Consider the following 18,653-nt stretch of genomic DNA (forward strand, 5'->3'; position numbering starts at 1 on the left):
TTATGGCAGAACCTTATAACGTTGAGGGATAAGGTGTCATCTGCGCAGAAAAGGTATAATATAGGAGTAGGAAGTAAATGACAAGTGAAACGCGATTTCTGCAAGAAAAAGGAGCTGCAATGACAGATAACCAAGCTAGTACACATACAGGTTGGAACTTTGACAACAGTTATGCGGGTTTGCCGCAAGCTTTTTTTACGAAGCTGGACCCGACGCCTGGACGCTCACCGAAGTTAGTTGTGCTTAACGCTCCATTGGCAGCAACCCTAGGGTTAAACGCCGAAGCGCTGCAAAGTAAAGAGGGCGTAGCTGCCCTTGCGGGCAACCGTATTCCCGAAGGGGCGGTACCGCTGGCGCAAGCTTATGCGGCGCATCAATTCGGGCATTTTAACATGCTCGGGGATGGCCGGGCTATCTTGCTGGGTGAACAGATCACGCCGTCCGGGGAGCGGGTGGATATTCAGCTCAAAGGCTCCGGCAGAACGCCGTATTCCCGTAGAGGCGATGGCCGCGCAGCCCTTGGACCGATGCTGCGTGAATATATCATCAGCGAAGCGATGGTCGGGCTTGGCATTCCATCGACGCGCAGCCTAGCAGTGGTGACAACGGGTGATGTTGTGTACCGTGAAACCGAACTTGCTGGCGCTGTGCTGACTCGCGTAGCCGCTAGTCATATCCGCGTAGGTACCTTTCAGTATGCTGCACAATATGGCACGGCAGAGGACTTGCAAGCCCTAGCGGATTACACTATGCAAAGGCATTATCCCGAAGTTGCCGCGCAAGCGGAGGGTGACTCAAGCACAAACCGCTATCACCACTTCCTTCAGGAGGTGATCAAGCGTCAAGCGGATCTAATCGCCAAATGGCAGCTTGTTGGTTTTATTCATGGCGTGATGAATACCGACAACATGGCGATCAGCGGGGAAACCATAGACTATGGTCCATGCGCCTTCATGGATGCTTACGATCCAGCAACGGTGTTCAGTTCCATCGATACTCACGGTCGCTACGCCTATGGAAATCAGCCGCGCATTGCCGTATGGAATCTTGCAAGATTTGCTGAGACGCTTTTGCCGCTGCTGCATACGGATGAAGAGCAAGCAATCAAACTGGCCGAGGGTGCTTTATCCGAGTTTTCAACGAGATATCACCAAACATGGCTCACGGGAATGAGAGCGAAGTTAGGGATCTTTGGGCAAGAGGAAGCGGATATGGCGCTGATCCAAGAGCTGCTTAGCCTAATGGAGAAGAACAGTGCGGACTATACGAATACGTTCGTTGCCTTAACTTTTGATAAGCTGGACGACGCAGCTCTGTTCGGTACCCCAGAATTTGCTTCATGGCGGGAGCAATGGCAGGCGCGGCTGGGCAGGCAGCAAGAAGACAAAGTTGCCTCGCAGCAGTTAATGCGCAGCAGCAATCCTGCGGTCATCCCGCGCAACCACAGAGTGGAGGAAGCGCTGGAAGAAGCTGTCGAACATGGTGACATTAGCGTGATGGAGCAATTGCTAGCTGTGCTAGCCAATCCTTTCGCGCACACGGATGATCAGGCAGAGTACGCCGCATTGCCTGCGCCATCTGCCTGTGCCTATCAAACCTATTGCGGGACCTAAACGGAAAAGGAGCTAAGACGCATACTGCGCTTAGCTCCTTTATTTTTATGTTCATTTTTTGTGTCTTTTGGCTTTAGCCAGGGAGACATTCTTTACTTTGGTTGTCTTTCGAATTATTCGCGTTCTCTTTTTAATATTGCGGGCTTTTACGACTTTCCCTCTTATCTGCTTTAGTACAAGCTTTCGTTTGTTGCGCGATTGTGTGGAGCGTTTTTTAAAACGAATTATTTTCCTCTTGCTTTTAGTTCTCTTTGTTGGCAGGAATTTGGCGTTTTTAGATGGATTGCCCCGCTTCGGGCGAGGCTCCGTAGATACGGCTCTGCCTATGGCAGGAGGGGGTACGACGGGAGTTGATTCAGCAGAACAGGGATGAGCTGCATAGAATTCAGCAGGAATGCTTATCTCTCTCACATCTGTTGCCTTCAATTCGAATAGGCCGATCGCTCCGCCATCGGCTGCCATAATCTGTTGGCACACATGATAAGTATGCTCTGCAACCTTGTTCCATTGAAACTGTTTAGCCCTATTCAAACCGCGGGTTTTGAGCTTCCGTCTCAAAGAATCATCAAACAAAAGCTTATTCAATCCTTTGCTTATATCATTAATGTTATAAGCATCTACGAATACGACTGCGTCACCCCCTACTTCAGGCATACTCGTCTCCGTAGAAGTAAGCACTGGAGTACCACACTGCATAGCCTCTAATACGGGAAGACCAAAACCCTCATAGAGCGTCGGCATAGCTAAGGCTTTAGCCCCGTTATACAGGCGCAGGACTTGCGATTTGGAAATTCTGCCCGTAAAGCAAATACGACATCCGGGGATTCCGCTTTCCTCAGCTAAATTTCGCAGACGTTGGCATAAAGCTCCATTAGGAGTGTCATTGGCAAAAACAATCTGCCAGGGCTCCTCTTTTTCTCTCACAGTCTGCGCAAATGCACTAATTAGCCTATACCCGTTTTTTCGGAAATCACTCGGAGTAAAAGCAAGTATATAGGGAGCATGTATGTCAAAAATGTGGGAGAATCCCCCAAGGTCGACATGATCCAGGGGGAAGAACGAATTGTCGCACCCTGCAGAAATATTGGTCATCTTTTTCGAAGGAAAGCCAAGTCGAACCAGATCCTGACGGGTATACTCCGAATTTGTAAATAGATGATGCATCTGCTGAAGCATTTTTAACTGCTGCTTGTAAAATAAACGGGCTTCTCCCGTAGAAAGATAGAAATCTCGGTATTCCCAAGGAATGATATCGTGCACTAGAGCCGTCCACCTAACCTTAGGCAGCTCCCCGCTCCAAAACACATCCGGGAATGGAACCATGATAGGATGCGGGAAGTGAAAAAAATCGAGATTATTTTTTAAAATGAATTGAGATAGTTGTTCCACATAAAGCTCCCGAGTCATATTCCGGAAATCAGGCTGGAACATGAACAATTCAACATCAGGCAATTGTGCCAGATGTGTCATATGCCCAAAGGAATAATTTCCGATGCCGTGAAACGCACAATCATCCTGGGCGTACATCATATCTACGCCAATCCGCATTCACAATCACCTCGATTCTACGTTATCGTTCAGGTTCCGGCAATTTGCTTTAAAGCATCAATAAACGCATAGGCGGTACGGTTCCAATTCCAATACTTAGCTATTTCCCTTGCTTGTTTTCCTTTGTTTTTCGCTTCCTGCCGACGTACATAGACCCTGCGCATTAAGTTTTGCAGCGCTCCCTGATCAGGTTCTGCCCAAAATTGATCCTTACCGTACAAATTTGTATAATGCACATTTCCAGCAGGAACTAATTTGTAGGGAAGTAAATAGCCGCTGTCGGGGCTCAAAAAGTCAACAAGACCGCTCCAGCCGGTTGCAATTACGGGGACACCGCTAGACATGCTTTCTAATACAGGTAATCCAACCCCTTCTCCACGGGTGGATAGAACAAAGCAATCTGCTCCACGGTACATAGCTGCCGTTTCATCTGAAGTCATAACGCGGGTCACGATGTTCAATTTGGGAAGCCGTGTTTTTCTGATGGATTGGATGATGGATTCGTAGCTATCTTGGTCGGGTTTTTGCTGAGTTTCCATTCCATGTGTTTTAATAACTAGCGCTACTGGTTCATCTGCTTCAAATTCCTCCAGGAAAGCTTTCATCAGGACGTCGGGGCCTTTTCTGTAGGACCAGCCGAAAACAGAGAGGAATAGGAATGTGTTGTCGCTCTCTCCGAATCTTTCCTTTACGCCTTCCGATGTGTAGAGATTGGAATCTACGCCATAAGGGGCAATGTAAAGCGGAGTGCGGACTCCTGCATCCCAGAAAGCTTGCTTGTTAAATGAATTGGGTAATATGATTGCATCGAATTTATTGCAGTTGTTCGCCATAGGAGCGGGAGCTTTATTCGTTTCCCACATGGAACAATTGACAATCTTCCGGTAAAGCCTACGATCCTCATCCGTTAAATCGGTTCCAACTTGTAATAAAATTCTATCGTCCTTGTAAGGTTTGTTTTCCAGCTGCCGCAGCCGAGTTTCCATAGTAGGATCCAAAAATTCGTCTCTTCTGCCCATTGCTTCCAGCTTAATATCCGCACCTGCTTGATCCATAGCCAAAGCGATTTGCCGGGCACTATTCCCATATCCGGTAGCTTCATAGAAAACATGTCGAATTACAATCTGCACATAGATCCTCCATTTCCATATAAATCTTTAATGAAGCTTGATCGACTTCAGGGTCTATATAGACTATGTTAGAATGTGGAATCGGTATGGTCAGGCATCCATATTGCCGCCCAAGCTGAAACGAGATCTCCGACTGTGGCAAAAATATGCTTTAATTCTCACATAGGAATGGCAGAATATTTTTTCAATAAAAAACTATTGACGTATCAAACAAATGTTGGTAAATTAAAACCAAGTAATCTTATCAGAATAATATTGTATCGACCGGACCACCGGAGACACATGCTGAACTTCCATTAGGGAGAGCTGTGTCTCCTTTTTGTATTCCTTCGGTACGAGATAAACAAACAATTATAAATAAGGGGGGCTTTATCATGAAAAAAAATCTAATCACGAGTCTTGTTCTATCCACTTTACTAGTTTCGGTGCTTAGTGGTTGTGGAGCGGGATCCAAGGCGACAACGGGCTCAGCCGATACGAAGGCAACTGCAGCAGCAAAAACAACAACACTTCGCATTGGCTATCAGAAATACGGCACAGTGAACTTCCTGAAAGCGAACGGCGAGCTGGATAAAGTGTTGAAGGAAAAAGGGATCACCATTCAATGGACGGAGTTTCCTGGCGGCCCTCAGCTGCTAGAAGCGATGAATGTTGGCAGTATCGATGTCGGACATACCGGTGAAGCACCGCCGATTTTTGCACAGGCTGCTGGAACGCCTCTTGTTTACTTAGGGCATGAACCAGCAAGTCCGGCTAGTGAGGCGATCCTGATCCCAGAGAAGTCAACGATTAAATCCGTTGCTGAACTGAAAGGGAAGAAGGTTGCCTTAAACAAAGGCTCTAACGTGCACTATCTGTTAGTGAAGCAGCTTGAAAAGGCTGGTTTGAAATATGAGGATATTGAAGTAGCCTTCCTTCCTCCAGCTGACGCTAGAGCAGCCTTTGAGAAAGGCAGCGTAGATGCCTGGGTAATCTGGGATCCGTTCTTCTCTGCAGCAGAGACGTCCGCCAAAGCCAAAATTTTGGCAGATGGCAAAGACACAGTTTCCAACCATGAATTTTATTTAGCTACCCGCACGTTTGCGGAAAACAACAAAGATACGGTCAAAACCATTTTAGATCAATTGGCGAAAGTGGATACGTGGTCCAAAGATCATCCGAAAGAACTGGCCGAGACGTTGTCGCCACAATTGGGCATTGATGTACCTTCCCTGGAACGCGCAGCGAAACGCAGAACGTACGGCATTCAACCAATTGATGATGCATTGATCAGTGAACAACAGAAAATTGCCGATACCTTTTTCAAACTTGGCCTAATACCGAAAGAAATAAAAGTTAAAGATGCCGTATTGCCAGCTACGAAATAGGTTCGAGCTACTCATAACGAATAAGGGAGACGATGAAGATGGAAGTATTCTGGTTTATTCCGACACACGGAGACAGCAGATACATTGGAACTACGAAAGGGGCGCGCGCCGTCGATTATGGCTACATGAAGCAGATTGCGCAAGCGGCAGATCAGTTAGGCTATGGCGGCGTACTGCTGCCGACAGGAAGATCCTGCGAGGATGCATGGGTTACGGCATCTTCCCTGATTCCTGCCACAGAGCGGCTGAAATTCTTGGTCGCGATCAGACCAGGTCTGATGTCGCCGACCCTTTCGGCCAGAATGGCTTCCACCTTCGATCGCATATCGAATGGCCGTTTGTTAATCAACGTCGTGACCGGTGGTGACGCCAAAGAGATGGAAGCGGAAGGACTCTTCTTGGACCACGATGCCCGCTATGAGTTGACCGACGAATTCCTGCATATCTGGCGGAAAGAGCTTGCTGGTGAACAGGTTGATTTCGAGGGTGAACATCTGAAGGTTAAAGGCGGCAAGATCGTCTATCCGCCAATCCAAGCGCCGTATCCGCCACTCTATTTCGGTGGTTCTTCACCTGCTGGCATCGAGGTCGCAGCGGATCATGTGGATGTGTATTTAACGTGGGGAGAGCCTCCAGCTCAAGTTGCGGAGAAAATCAAAACGGTTCGCGAAGCCGCAGCGAAGCGCGGACGTACCGTGAAGTTTGGCATTCGTCTACATGTGATCGTGCGTGAAACTTCAGAAGAAGCTTGGGCAGATGCGGAGCGGTTAATTTCCCATTTGGATGATGAGACGATTGCTTCTGCACAAAAAATATTTGCCAGCATGGACTCTGTCGGCCAACGCCGCATGGCAGAGCTGCACAATGGCGATCGGTCCAAATTAGAAATCAGCCCGAATCTGTGGGCAGGCATCGGTCTTGTACGTGGCGGCGCGGGGACAGCTTTAGTAGGTGATCCAGAGACGGTTGCCACGCGCATGAAGGAGTATGCCGAGCTAGGGATCGAAACCTTTATCTTCTCCGGCTATCCGCACTTGGAGGAAGCTTACCGGACAGCGGAGCTGCTTTTCCCGCATTTACCTTTGAAAACGAATGAGAAGCAAACGAGTACAACTGCTAATTATGTTAGTCCGTTTGGAGAGCTGATCGCCAACACAGAGTTGCCGAAGCCCGCGAAGGGGGTTCGGTCCGATGAAAGCCAACCTGTCAAAGTCTCTGGCTAAACAGCTGCTTCCCTGGGCGCTTCCGATTGTACTCATCCTGCTATGGCAGTTACTGGGGCAGTTAGGCATCATTTCGACGAGAATTCTATCGACACCTTCCGCTGTATTAGCAGCCGGCATTCATTTGGCAGAGAAGGGGACCTTGTTTGAATATATCGGTTCCAGCTCCAAACGAGCTTTTATCGGCTTTGCCATCGGAGGCAGTATCGGATTCGCTCTGGGCTTGATTAATGGACTTTTTCCTATCCTTGAAAAGATTACGGACACATCCGTCCAAATGCTGCGGAATATTCCGCATCTGGCGATGATTCCACTCGTCATTCTATGGTTTGGCATCGGTGAGGAAGGAAAGCTTTTCCTAGTTGCGTTAGGTGTGTTCTTTCCTATCTATTTAAATACGTTCCATGGCATTCGATCTGTAGATCCAGGTTTAATCGAAATGGGCCGCGTTTACGGGCTTCGTCACTTTCATTTATTTCGCAAAATCATCGTTCCCGGTGCGCTTCCTTCGATTCTAGTTGGCGTACGGTTCTCGTTAGGCATTATGTGGATCACCTTAATCGTCGCAGAAACGATTTCATCCAGCTCCGGGATTGGGTACATGGCGATGAATGCCAGAGAGTTTTTGCAAATGGATGTGGTAATTCTCAGTATCATTGTGTATGCTTTGCTCGGTAAAATATCTGACTATATCGCCAAGATATTGGAACGCGCTTGGCTTCAGTGGCATCCGAATTTCTTAAAACCATAAAGGAGAGTGAGCACAATGGCGGAAAGTAAGGGCATTCGATTGCAAGTGAAGCAGGCTGCCAAGGTTTTTGGTCAAAAGCAAGTGCTGCAAGGGGTCGAGCTTGACGCAGCGCCTGGTGAATTCATTGCGATTGTTGGACGCAGCGGCTGTGGCAAAAGTACACTGCTGCGCCTAATCGCTGGGCTCGATAAACCCTCGAGCGGGCAAATCGAAGTCGATGGCCAGCAGCTGAAAGGCATCCACTCCGATACGCGCGTGTTGTTTCAGGATGCCCGGTTACTTCCGTGGAATCGTGTGCTCGCGAACGTTCAGGTTGGTGCGAGAGATGGCTCACGCGAGAGAGCGGAGCAGGTTCTGGCGCAAGTTGGGCTGTCCGACAGAACGAATGAATGGCCAGGCGTGTTGTCAGGGGGACAGCGCCAGCGTGTTGCTTTGGCCCGTGCTTTGGCCGGGCAGCCACGTCTGCTGCTGTTGGATGAGCCGCTTGGCGCACTGGATGCGCTGACACGCATCGAGATGCAGCAGCTGATCGAACGGCTTTGGTACCAGCAGAAGTTTACGGCTTTGCTCGTGACGCATGATGTCTCCGAAGCCGTGCAGCTCGCGGATCGTGTCATTTTGATCGAAGAAGGCCAGATTGCCCTTGATGTGAAAATTACACTGCCGCGACCTCGTGTGCGGGACAGCGGGTTTGCCTATTTTGAGCAATTGATTCTGGATCGCATTCTGGTTAAGGAGCACAATTCTGCCCTAGCAGAAATCGCAGCGGCCGACAAATATGCTTACACCATATAAGGCGTAGGAAAAAGCACTTCAAGGCACTAGTTGCCTTAGAAGTGCTTTTTTTTGAGGATTTATATGTTTTGTTTTTCAGGGGTAAGCTAAGCTTACCCCTGAAGGCTCGTTTGGCTAGGTGGCAAAAATGCGAAAGAGCAACCTTTTCAGTAGAATTCAAATAAACGTTTTAAATAAATGCAAAAGAGCATCCTTTTCGCTCCAAAAGGTCCAAAAAGAGCTGAAAAGACAGAAATTGATGCCTTTTCGCATCAATTTCAGTCGAAATCGTTGATTTGATAGAGAAAAGTTGCACTTTTGCAATTCTCAGCTGACGGAGAGTATGATGGTTGTCGTTCCCCAACCTACAGCTGGCGAGTACTTGACGACTGCACCTCAGCTGCGGCACGCTTTTCAATCACGATCGATAGTACTAGTAGACATAAAAGACCGCCAACAATGAATAGGGGATACCAAGCTGGTGCAAACGTCCCAATTTCCATAATGGCTATCATGCCTATCGTGGGTAAGAGTGGCTCTCCATAAGCTTTCCACCAATCCAGCGGAAACTTTTCATAGTAGAAAAATCCTATCATCGCGAGCGCGGAGACGGCCCATCCTCCCGTGTAAATCCAAACTGCCAAGACAGGGCTTTCAGCCGCAACGAAGGGAACGATCGCAACGACGAAAATGCCGGCCACGATCATGACCCAGAAATTCGACTTTGTTTTTCCAATGCCAGCCAAAATGCTCCCGCCAAGCCGACCCACGGAGGAGAATAAGACGCCTAGAGCCATTAACCGAATATACATGGCGGAGTCTCCGGTATTGAAGCTCTCACCGAATAGAAAGCCGTTGATTTGATCTGGGTATAAGCAAATGAGTGCTGTTAGCGGGTATAGAAAAATGTTGTTATACCGGACACAGCTCGTCCCACGGTGCCGGCTTTCCTTCAGATCCTGTGCGCTTTCAGCTACGAACGGAAAAGTGACGATCATGAAGGCCCACGTAATAATGCCGATAAATCCTGTTATTCTAAACCCATTGGATAAATAACCGACAGCGACAACCGAACTGGAACCGACCATCATGACCAAAAAGGGCTGTTGAAACGCTTTGGCAATGTTTCCGGCCCAGGAAGGAATGCCGTATGCCATCATGGTTCGCACCTCTTGGAGAGGGATATTCCCGAGCCATTTTGGATTATGCACACGTTCAACTTTCCAACCAATAAAAAGAGCAGTCAGGATCGCTCCCACGCTCATCCATATCGATATATTTTCAAGAAGGTTCAATTTGCCGAGCGGCCATATGACGCCAAGTACCATACCCGAGGTAGAGAGGGTCGTGGTGATGACCATGAAGAAGGCTTGAACGGCGAAATCACGATTGCCTGAGAACGATGCGACGCCAATATTAATCATGGAGTTGAACATGAACATGATCGAGCTTAGGATCAGGGCTCCTTTTAGCTCAGGCAGCTGATAATAATTGGCTAGGAAAGGAGCTAGCAGGGCTAGGATTAGTCCGAAAATGACACCAAATAGCGAGCTTCCGAAGAAGGCAACGCGGAAATTGGTCTGTATCGCTTGCTCCGGCTTTCTTGAAAATGTATAAATCAAGGAGGAGTTAAAGCCCACATTGAGAAACAAGGAAGCCATTCCGAAAATTTGCAGCAACAGATTCACTTGACCAAATTTGGTGGGATCGTCCAAGACGCGAGCTAGAACAATGCTTCCCACGGTTTGCAGCATTTGATTGATGAAGAGACCGAGCACGATGATGGAGACATTTCGAAGCAAAAAACGCTGCGTTTCCGTTAGTGTGACACTCCGATTCAGCATGGGGTAGCCTTCTTCCATGTAGTTGTTATCCAAAGAGTAGCAGACGACTCTGTGATTGACAACCGAGGAATTGGAAGATAAAAGGAGATATGAAGAGATAATTAAAGGTTACCTATGTCCTCTGATGAGTCAAAGAGAAATACAGGGATTGCACAATTAGGATGACTGGAAAATAGTCTCTAAACAAAAACACCCCTTAGGCATATTTGGATGTAAACTTCCAATGACTGCGATAAGGGGTGGTTTTTATTTATTTATGAATCCAAATGAGTCCAGCGGAATTATCTTTTGCTTCGCCAACAACTCGGAACTTCAAGCCATAAGTCGGCACTAGGCGTCCGGCATCTGGAATCAATGCGTTCATATAGCTCTTCGCATCAGAGAACTCCTCAACACCTTGCAAAGATTTATACGTGTATTCGCCTCTGGTTGGATTATTGATGTACCATGCTGGCGTTTTATCCAAAGAGAAAGCAGCATCCGCTACTTGATAGCGAGTCGTTTGTGCGACTGAATCTTTGCCATCTTTCTTAAAAATCATCGCATCAGCGTGCGAATCCACGACGCCAAGGAAGCCTTCTCCAGGGTGAATACCGGTCCAGTTGTCCAGATAGCTATCATCTGCATACCAAACGACAAGTCCTGTATTGTATTTGACGCCACGGCTAAAGGCAAGCGCTTTATCGGAACCCGCATAGTTTCGCCATTCCAGATAGTAATAGTGCTTCTTAAATTCTGTGCCATTTGAGACGACAAAGCCGTCTAAGCTAAATTGTGGCGTGCCCTCTGCATCGTCAGAGAATACGACCTGGCCATTGATCGTTAATTTGGCATTATCCATCGCAAAACCATTCAATGCAAGCCCGCCGTCCGTGACGTAGTCGAAGTGGAGGGTTACTTTTTTACCTGCAAAATGGCTTAAATCGTAGGACTTATCTACCCAAGCGCCATTGGAAGATTCTGCGCGTGCGTCGCCGTTCGTGTCATTGTCACCAATCACATCCAGCGTTACTTGTTCGTTGTAGGTTGAAGCTGTAACCGTTAAGTAATCATACTCAAACTCGACATCATAAAGGGTTTTGAAATCAAAAGATGCCGTCTTTGCTTGGGTTAAATCAAACTCAGGCGTTGAAAGTGTGGTGTGAAGATTATCACCTTTTGTACTGTAGTAATACTTAGCTCCGAACGCTGGTTGAATGCCAGCCACTGCCTTATCCGGCAAGTTTACTTTGACGATACCTGGGTTTTTGGACTTGGTAACACTCTGATCAATGATGGCGGCCTTGCCTAATTTCGTAATGTCAGTTGAGTCAATTTCAGTCACGTTGGCCCAGTTGCCGCCCATTGTTTTCTGGAAAAACTCTTTATTTTGAGGCGAAAAAGAACTAGGCGTTGTTCCTGCAATATTCCCGTTCCAGCTGCCACCACTCATGACGGACCAAGAAGCAATAGGCTCTCCTTGACCGGTATACTGGGTATCATATTCATCTGGCAGCCCTAAGTCATGACCGAACTCATGAGCAAATACACCAACTGCACCATCCTCGGGCTGAATCGTGTAATCATAAGCAGCCATTCGACCATTCCAATAGTCAACGGCAGCCGTTGTTCCCGGAATCGCATACACACCGCTTAACGTCCAACGGTGCGACCAAATGGCATTATCCCCTAGTTGCCCACCGCCAGCTTCTTGACCTGTACCCGCATGAATAATCATGAGGTGGTCGACGAGACCGTCGGGTTCATTTTGATCGCCATCTCCGTCCAAATCATATAAATCAAACTTGTCATAATCAGCTAAATTAAGGCCTGTTGCCACCGCAGCATTCAGTGCATCTTTTACAAGATCGCGAGGCCCCTTAGGGTTTAAGTTGTCATGACCCCCAGCAGGATTGTCATCCCCGTATTCCACAGCTTTGCCCGGAACAGTTAACCAATCGGAGACATAGCCATTCACCGTATAGCTGCCGCCAGACTGCTCTTCATAGTACTGTTTGAACGTTTTGATCTTGGAGCCATCGAATAAGGTGAAGTCTTTATCGCCAAACATCAGCTTCTGGTAATGATCACGATTAAAATCTTTGGCGAACATGAACCCAGGTTCTTGTTTCACCTGATTATGTTTGAAGTCTGAGAACTCGGTCAAAAGAACAAGGACTTTATCCTCACGTACTGGACCGTTGTAGGAATCTTGTTTGGCTGTTGGGATCGGAATGCCATTGGGGAGACCATTCTTTAAATCCAGATGGCCTTTGTTCAACTGCGATAAAAGCTTATCTTTCTGCTTCGCGATAAATGCCTTTGATTTTTTGTCAATCTCATTGTTTTGCTTGTCTGCTTTGGAGGGGGTTGGTTTGTTGTTCTTTGCGGAAACGTACGATTTGACAGTCTTGGCGATTTGATCAGGAGTTGCCGTTTTACTTAACAGCCCTCTGTCCATTAACCCTTTGGCCAATCGATCATCATCCACGATATTAAAATCTACAGGTGGTGCTTCGAGTGCCTCTGCGTAATCAGAACTTGCTGCGAATGCGGTTGTTGCTGTTGAGAAAAGTCCTGCGCTTAAACTTGTTGCTAGTAAAACTCTAGTCATCTTCGAGGTGTAATTTTTCAATAATGAAACCTCCTGCAAAATAGAGTATGTAACCAACCTTTGTTTTTAACCAGTGGTTATTTCAATTAAATACTAGATACTAGGAGTCTAGTAAGTGCTTTTGGTCCTGCTTAAATTGTCCCATAAATTTCCTGATTCTAAGTGGGAAAATGTTCGGATATTGTCGTCTTAACAGCGATTCTGTCGCCAGAATAAATGGATGGAAAACATTGTCGATAACCGTTTTAGTAGGTTGATAGAGTGGTGAAAGACGAAAAAAAGGAAACGACTGTCAATCCCTCGAAATTGTATGACTATAAGTAGGAAGAAGATCCTAGGTGCAACGAGTAGGCGAGAAGGACGCTTTAACGCCCCATTGGGGCGTTAAGACAGGTCGATTGCCGGATGGCAGGCGAGATAAGACCCGTTTGTGGTCTTAACATGCTCGCGCGGCTCGTAAGAGGCGAGATAGGACATTATTAACGCCATTGTAAGTCAATTTTATCGACTTACAGGGCCCACTTTAACGCCCCAATTCTACTTTTTTAAAAGGAGGAATTCCCATGTACACATGCCGACCTGCAACCACAGACGATTTCGGCACAATTAGTTCCTTTCCTCGCAACGCCGAAGAACTGTATTTTATGTCACCGCTGTTTCAATTTCCCCTGACTTCTGAGCAACTCATGGAATCAACTAAAACAAGACTGAAGCAAACTGTCGTGGTCGACGAGAATGGTCAAGTATACGGGTATTCGAACATTTACGGGTATGTGGAAGGTGAACGCTGCTGGCTGGGTAATGTTATTGTTTCGTCAGAAGCACGGGGCACGGGAGCAGCAGAATTCCTCATCCAAACGATGATTACGCAAGCTAAAGATGAGCTGCAAGTAAAAGAGTTGCATCTTATTTGTCATAATGTTAATACGCGCGCGTTGCTCTTTTATTCGAAGTTAGGTTTCAAGCCCTATCAGATTGAGAAGAAAACGAATCATGAAGGACAAACGATAGCCGGGATATGGATGAATTTGCTTTTGACTACTTAAATAGACAAGGTCGTGACGCCATGCAAGTTTCAATCATCGTAGCCATGGACAAGAACCGTGTAATCGGGAAAAATAACGACATTCCATGGAGACTGCCAAAAGAGTGGCAGTACGTAAAATCAACGACGGTGGGGCATTCGATTATTTTAGGGCGAAAAAATTTCGAGTCCATCGGCAAAGCGCTCCCTGGAAGGCGAAATATTATCCTGACGAGGGATGCCTCCTTTTCTGCTCAGGGGTGTGAGGTAGCTCATTCTATATCAGATGTTCTGAAGATGTGCCAGGAAGAAGAGGAGATCTTCATTTTTGGCGGGGAAGAGATATATCGTCTCTTTTTACCCTACGCGGAGAAGCTGTATGTAACCAAAATTGATCATGAATTCGAAGGAGATACGTTCTTCCCAGAGATTGACTACTCGGAGTGGAACGAGATTTCCACCCAACAAGGAATCACAGATAAGGCAAATCCGTATTTGTATGATTTCTATGTGTATACAAAGAAAAGCCTGTATATCCCATCGTAAGAATGGGTCATACAGGCTTTTCCATTGTGCGCGTAAGCTTTTATTTCACTGAGAAAAGTTTGGACATATAATCCAACCCTTTAACTTGCCCCATGGCAAGTGGTCCCAGAATTTCGGTATCGACCACGAACATTTTCTTGTTTTTGACGGCAGATAGGGAGTTCCAAATCGGGTTAGCATTGAGCGAGTCTAGTGTAACTTCACTCGTATTTGTATAGTCTTTTCCGATGAAAATGTACTCAGGATTCAATTCACTAATGCCCTCCAGCGAGATATTACCGACATTCTTCATCCCCTCAAAAGGTTTAAATCCGAGCTTCTCGTAATAAATCGCCATCCGTGAGCCGCTCCAATACGTGAAGGACTTCTGCCAAGGCATGATGAACAAAGCTGTTTTACCTTTGGTCCCAGACTTCTCCAGAGTGGCGGCAACCTCGGTTTGCTTGCTGAGGAACTGATTCACATAAGTCTCGGCAGCAGCCTCTTCCCCTACAGCAGTAGCAACTCCGCGTATGGTTTCTTGCCAATTTAATGTGGCTTTCACTGTGACAGTTTTGGCGATTTTATTCAATTGCTCAAGTTCCTTCTCATCAGCATCCGAAGCGATAATGAGATCGGGATTCAACGCCATGATTTTCTCCAATTGGTTTCATTGAAAATGAACGAGCCGCTTCCTCTCAAGATAAACACATACCCAGAAGTTGGTGTACGACGTTCCTTGGTATAGGAATGATAGGTACTATTCGCCGGTATCACAGCTTTAAACACGCCAGCAACCGTTACGATTCGTCCCGTATAATGTGCAGCGAGTGCATTGATATCCAACACAAGGGTCACCTCTTTTTCTACGTGGATGCAAAATGAAATACCGTTCCCTTGAATATACGCGCAAATCCGTCATATGACTAGGTTGAGAAGGGATTCCTAGCTCATAGGAGGTGTTAGGATTGTGCCGAAACTTAGTCGAAAGGTGAATGCTTATCTTATTTTAATCTGCTTAGCTACTCTAATCCTCGGGGTCTTTCCAGCAGGGAAAGGCGTGTTTGCGGCGTCGATTTTTAGTGACAATTTCGAAGATGGGAATGCCACAGGGTGGACGGCATCTAGTGGAACGTGGTCTGTTGTGACAGATGGGACGTACACGTACAAACAGTCGAATACGGGGTCAACGGCAGAAGGGGTAGCCTATACGGGCAATACGAGCTGGGCGAATTATGCCGTTTCTGCGAGTATGAAGCTGCATACGATGAATGCCACGGCTGCATCAGGCGTCATCGCTCGCTATACAGATGCGAACAATTATTATTTGCTCCGTATTCACGGCACGAATGGACTGCAGCTCTATCGCAAAAGCAGTGGGACTTTTACACTTCTGGGCACGTATGGATTCGCCATGGATGTGAACACGTGGCACACGTTGAAGCTAGAAGTGAATGGATCCGCCCTGAAAGGTTATTTGGATGATATGACGACAGCCAAAATCTCGGTAACCGACTCGACGATTACACAAGGCGGAATTGGGCTTCGTACGTATGGTCAGAGCGCTAGCTTCGACGCTGTGGTGGTTGACGACGGGACGACAGTTTCGCCGATCATCATTACGAATGGGGATGCGGGTTATACGGAGAGTGGAACGTGGCTGAATAGCTCACTTACTGGTTATAATGGTAGCGCTTCCAGATATTCGACGACCGCGAACAGTACTGCAACATGGAGTCAATATGCCCCGGCTACAGGGAATTATAATGTGTATGCCTGGTACCCGAACAGCAACAATACGACAAGCGTGGACTACACGATTACCTCGTTGAACGGAACATGGGTGAGGACGGTAAATCAGACCGTGAATCCAAACACGTGGAACAAAATTGCTACCGTCAGCGCAACGGTTGATACAGCGCTCACAATTCAGCTTAAAGTAAAATCCGGCAACACGCGTGCCAATGCCGTGAAATTCGAGCCGACAGCGGACGCGGCAGAGCAGATAACACCGCCTGGATCGGGGTCGGATACAACGACGATTGCGGTTTTTGTCAATCAGAGCGGCTATGATCTGGATAAGCCGAAGCGGGCGACAGTTACGAACGTAACGAACGGCACCCCTTTTTATGTGAAAAAGGCTTCAGACAACAGCACTGTATTCACAGGCTCCGTTAACGGGCAAATTGCGGACTTCACAAGCTTTAATCCTGCGAGCATCGGTGAGTACTATGTGCAGAGCAGCGGGCAGAATTCGTACAATTTTTCGATAGGAAAGTATTGGATGCAGCGGATTTCGATCCTCCCAGCCCTGCGCTTTATGGATCAGTCTCGTCAAGATACGTTCGATGTTGGCGGCAATACAGGATATGGCTGGCGCGATAGCCATCAGTTTTCTTTTGAGCTCAATTCCTTGGTGCTGCAATATATGGCCAATCCTAGTAGCTATGACCGGATGCCGTATGGCATTTCCAATCTTTCAACCAGTCAGTATCCAGAGCTTCGTGTGCAAAATGAACCCGATATTATCTGGCTCATGAAATTCGGGGCTATGCGTTATTACGATCTCAAGACGAAAAACGCCAAAGATTTGCATGCGCTTATCAAGGGGCAGCTTGCCTATTTTCTCTATATTTATCCGCAAATTAGCAATTACGTCAGCAGCAGCTTTTACACGCAAATTAGGGATTTTACGATAGGGCAGTGGTCTAATCCGAACTCGAATCTGCAATGGTACGATGTCGGCGGCTCTAGCGATAACAATCTTTTCGCGACGCAGTCGGTCATCGGAACCGTGAAGGGGCAACAGCCGCCTGGCTATGCGATCGTACCGAATTTGCTTATGTATGAAGTGGCAAAACGCGATGGATTAGCCAATTATCAGGCTTATTTTGATGCGGCGTATAACAATTGTTTGTGGTTGATTAACAATGTTGATCTGAATAATCCAGCCAACACCAAAGGTCAGCGCATGAGTGAGCATATTACGATGGAAGCGCTGGCGTATTTTCAGGAAATGTATCCAACCCTTGCCCCACCAGGACTTTCAGCTAAAATCAACACATGGTCTGATCTGATGATCAAACGTTCGAATAATCTCTGGGATTTAAGGAAATATGCCGATCCATCAGATGGAACGGGGATTTTAGATCAATGGACGGGTGGACTAACGACGTATAATGAACCGGGCAGCCCTGCAGGCTTCTTAGCTTCGGCTTATGCGGCTCGAAGGGTGCTCACGAATACGACGATGAAAGATCGACTTCAGCAAATCGGTATTGCGCAGATCGATGATGTCTTCGGGCGTAACCCATTTGGCAGACACTTTAGCTATGATGCAGCGACGGAAATTGCAGGCGTGAACAGAGGTTGGTTTGACTTCTACAATGGCGGCTATGGTCATCTCATGAGTGTGCCCGGCGTCCTAGATGGAGCGCCTAAAGAAACGGCATATCCATTCTCGCCTACGGCGGATCATGGATATACCGAGGGGTGGGTTGCTTTTAACACCGCATGGAATGATTCACTGGCGTACTCCGCAGCGGATGATTTGGAGATCAAGGCATTCAATTCCACCTTCAGCTCGGAAATTAGCTCGGCCTCGGCTGGAACCACCATCGGCATTCGCTTAAAAGCGCCGCTTAATTTTAATGAGAGTGCAGTTGAAACAGGGCAGGTCGTCATCACGGCAAGTACGGGCAGCCAGAGTAAAGTCACGGTGACAGAGGCGAGCAGCAATGACTATTACTTGAGAGCGACCTATACGATTCCAAGCGGTGTAACTTATTTAGATATTTCGTACGGGATTGGATTCTTTAAGAAAACAGTGCGTGTGAATGTGAGCTAACGAGTTAACACCTTAATGCCCATCACAATATTCCAAATAAAGACGACGAAATAGGCAAGCCCGGTTAGTATCAATGGGATGATGAATTGTGACATGTTACTTCCATTGACGATGCTGTTTAAGCCAAATATCCAGGTAAGAACGAAGCCTGCGATGGGCAAGCAGTGTGAGAGGAACGCCCATTTCGCATGATGTTTAACCTCACGGTCTGTAACAACCAAATAAATAACAATGGGCAAAAGGAAAGGAGCAAAAAATACGCTGAAATAGCTTAACGCGGATAATAGTTGTCGGTTATCCATAAAAGCCTCCCATTTTCCAATTTGTTAGTTAAGAAGTAATACGCCACGATTTGGATATTTATTACAAAACTGAAAAGGATAGAGCCATGTGCTGCTCTATCCTTCTATTGCC

Annotated in this window: 15 protein-coding genes; 8 read left to right on the forward strand and 7 right to left on the reverse strand. The window is 47.0% G+C overall.

Annotated features, from left to right (window positions below):
* Nucleotides 1–119 precede the first annotated feature (119 nt).
* Complete coding sequence (locus tag AC58UX_RS30315; protein WP_497259851.1) at nucleotides 120–1,613, forward strand: protein adenylyltransferase SelO; 1,494 nt, start codon at nucleotides 120–122, stop codon at nucleotides 1,611–1,613.
* Nucleotides 1,614–1,664: 51 nt separating this feature from the next.
* On the opposite strand, the gene AC58UX_RS30320 is transcribed toward AC58UX_RS30315, so the two are convergent.
* Together AC58UX_RS30320 and AC58UX_RS30325 are read right to left on the reverse strand one after the other, a co-directional pair.
* Nucleotides 1,665–3,065 (reverse strand): glycosyltransferase family 4 protein, encoded by a 1,401-nt coding sequence (locus tag AC58UX_RS30320; RefSeq protein ID WP_497259796.1) that lies wholly within the window; start codon nucleotides 3,063–3,065, stop codon nucleotides 1,665–1,667.
* Nucleotides 3,066–3,190: 125 nt separating this feature from the next.
* Nucleotides 3,191–4,291 carry a glycosyltransferase gene (locus tag AC58UX_RS30325; protein ID WP_497259798.1) on the reverse strand — a complete coding sequence of 367 codons (1,101 nt, stop codon included), beginning with the start codon at nucleotides 4,289–4,291 and terminating at the stop codon, nucleotides 3,191–3,193.
* 374 nt (nucleotides 4,292–4,665) lie between these two features.
* On the opposite strand from AC58UX_RS30325, the gene AC58UX_RS30330 reads away from it, so the two are divergent.
* The 4 genes from AC58UX_RS30330 to AC58UX_RS30345 are packed head-to-tail and all read left to right on the forward strand — an operon-like array spanning nucleotide 4,666 to nucleotide 8,427.
* The gene (locus tag AC58UX_RS30330; protein ID WP_497259800.1) at nucleotides 4,666–5,658 is read left to right on the forward strand and encodes a sulfonate ABC transporter substrate-binding protein; all 993 of its coding nucleotides are present in this window, start codon (nucleotides 4,666–4,668) and stop codon (nucleotides 5,656–5,658) included.
* A gap of 38 nt (nucleotides 5,659–5,696) precedes the next feature.
* On the forward strand, nucleotides 5,697–6,881 hold the full coding sequence (gene ssuD, locus AC58UX_RS30335; RefSeq protein WP_497259802.1) for an FMNH2-dependent alkanesulfonate monooxygenase: 1,185 nt from the start codon (nucleotides 5,697–5,699) through the stop codon (nucleotides 6,879–6,881).
* Complete coding sequence (gene ssuC / locus AC58UX_RS30340; protein WP_497259804.1) at nucleotides 6,850–7,632, forward strand: aliphatic sulfonate ABC transporter permease SsuC; 783 nt, start codon at nucleotides 6,850–6,852, stop codon at nucleotides 7,630–7,632. The genes ssuD and ssuC overlap by 32 nt, the downstream gene beginning before the upstream one ends.
* Before the next feature lie 15 nt (nucleotides 7,633–7,647).
* A complete protein-coding gene (locus AC58UX_RS30345) occupies nucleotides 7,648–8,427 on the forward strand; it encodes an ATP-binding cassette domain-containing protein (RefSeq protein WP_497259806.1) in 780 nt (259 codons plus the stop codon).
* A gap of 344 nt (nucleotides 8,428–8,771) precedes the next feature.
* Here the strand turns inward: AC58UX_RS30345 and AC58UX_RS30350 are convergent, their stop codons facing one another.
* Together AC58UX_RS30350 and AC58UX_RS30355 are read right to left on the reverse strand one after the other, a co-directional pair.
* A complete protein-coding gene (locus AC58UX_RS30350; protein WP_497259808.1) occupies nucleotides 8,772–10,250 on the reverse strand; it encodes an oligosaccharide flippase family protein in 1,479 nt (492 codons plus the stop codon).
* A gap of 250 nt (nucleotides 10,251–10,500) precedes the next feature.
* Entirely contained in the window at nucleotides 10,501–12,843 is a 2,343-nt protein-coding gene (locus AC58UX_RS30355; protein WP_497259852.1) for an immune inhibitor A domain-containing protein, read from the reverse strand.
* A 563-nt stretch (nucleotides 12,844–13,406) separates the two neighbouring features.
* Between AC58UX_RS30355 and AC58UX_RS30360 the strand changes: the two genes are divergently transcribed.
* Together AC58UX_RS30360 and AC58UX_RS30365 are read left to right on the forward strand one after the other, a co-directional pair.
* Nucleotides 13,407–13,889 carry a GNAT family N-acetyltransferase gene (locus AC58UX_RS30360; RefSeq protein ID WP_497259810.1) on the forward strand — a complete coding sequence of 161 codons (483 nt, stop codon included), beginning with the start codon at nucleotides 13,407–13,409 and terminating at the stop codon, nucleotides 13,887–13,889.
* Between the two features lie 20 nt (nucleotides 13,890–13,909).
* Nucleotides 13,910–14,413: a dihydrofolate reductase gene (locus AC58UX_RS30365; RefSeq protein ID WP_497259853.1), complete on the forward strand. Its 504-nt coding sequence runs from the start codon at nucleotides 13,910–13,912 to the stop codon at nucleotides 14,411–14,413.
* 40 nt (nucleotides 14,414–14,453) lie between these two features.
* Here the strand turns inward: AC58UX_RS30365 and AC58UX_RS30370 are convergent, their stop codons facing one another.
* Nucleotides 14,454–15,056, reverse strand: coding sequence for an ABC transporter substrate-binding protein (locus AC58UX_RS30370; RefSeq protein WP_497259812.1), 603 nt, complete (start codon nucleotides 15,054–15,056; stop codon nucleotides 14,454–14,456).
* Nucleotides 15,035–15,241, reverse strand: a complete 207-nt coding sequence (locus tag AC58UX_RS30375) for a hypothetical protein (protein ID WP_497259814.1) — start codon at nucleotides 15,239–15,241, stop codon at nucleotides 15,035–15,037. Before AC58UX_RS30375 ends, AC58UX_RS30370 begins: the two co-directional genes overlap by 22 nt.
* Before the next feature lie 121 nt (nucleotides 15,242–15,362).
* On the opposite strand from AC58UX_RS30375, the gene AC58UX_RS30380 reads away from it, so the two are divergent.
* Complete coding sequence (locus AC58UX_RS30380) at nucleotides 15,363–18,239, forward strand: golvesin C-terminal-like domain-containing protein (protein ID WP_497259816.1); 2,877 nt, start codon at nucleotides 15,363–15,365, stop codon at nucleotides 18,237–18,239.
* Here AC58UX_RS30380 and AC58UX_RS30385 read toward each other — a convergent pair.
* Nucleotides 18,236–18,541, reverse strand: coding sequence for a magnetosome magnetite crystal formation protein family (locus AC58UX_RS30385; protein WP_497259817.1), 306 nt, complete (start codon nucleotides 18,539–18,541; stop codon nucleotides 18,236–18,238). The two genes, AC58UX_RS30380 and AC58UX_RS30385, sit on opposite strands and share 4 nt — an antisense overlap.
* Between the last annotated feature and the right edge of the window lie 112 nt (nucleotides 18,542–18,653).

The organism is Paenibacillus sp. J22P90 (assembly GCF_059692195.1).

What these genes read in the sequence shown, in the direction of transcription:
- AC58UX_RS30315 (WP_497259851.1), top strand. Translation starts at nt 120, where the DNA reads ATGACAGATAACCAAGCTAGTACACATACAGGTTGGAACTTTGACAAC.
- AC58UX_RS30330 (WP_497259800.1), top strand. Translation starts at nt 4,666, where the DNA reads ATGAAAAAAAATCTAATCACGAGTCTTGTTCTATCCACTTTACTAGTT.
- ssuD (WP_497259802.1), top strand. Translation starts at nt 5,697, where the DNA reads ATGGAAGTATTCTGGTTTATTCCGACACACGGAGACAGCAGATACATT.
- ssuC (WP_497259804.1), top strand. Translation starts at nt 6,850, where the DNA reads ATGAAAGCCAACCTGTCAAAGTCTCTGGCTAAACAGCTGCTTCCCTGG.
- AC58UX_RS30345 (WP_497259806.1), top strand. Translation starts at nt 7,648, where the DNA reads ATGGCGGAAAGTAAGGGCATTCGATTGCAAGTGAAGCAGGCTGCCAAG.
- AC58UX_RS30350 (WP_497259808.1), bottom strand. Translation starts at nt 10,250, where the DNA reads ATGCTGAATCGGAGTGTCACACTAACGGAAACGCAGCGTTTTTTGCTT.
- AC58UX_RS30355 (WP_497259852.1), bottom strand. Translation starts at nt 12,843, where the DNA reads ATGACTAGAGTTTTACTAGCAACAAGTTTAAGCGCAGGACTTTTCTCA.
- AC58UX_RS30360 (WP_497259810.1), top strand. Translation starts at nt 13,407, where the DNA reads ATGTACACATGCCGACCTGCAACCACAGACGATTTCGGCACAATTAGT.
- AC58UX_RS30365 (WP_497259853.1), top strand. Translation starts at nt 13,910, where the DNA reads ATGCAAGTTTCAATCATCGTAGCCATGGACAAGAACCGTGTAATCGGG.
- AC58UX_RS30385 (WP_497259817.1), bottom strand. Translation starts at nt 18,541, where the DNA reads ATGGATAACCGACAACTATTATCCGCGTTAAGCTATTTCAGCGTATTT.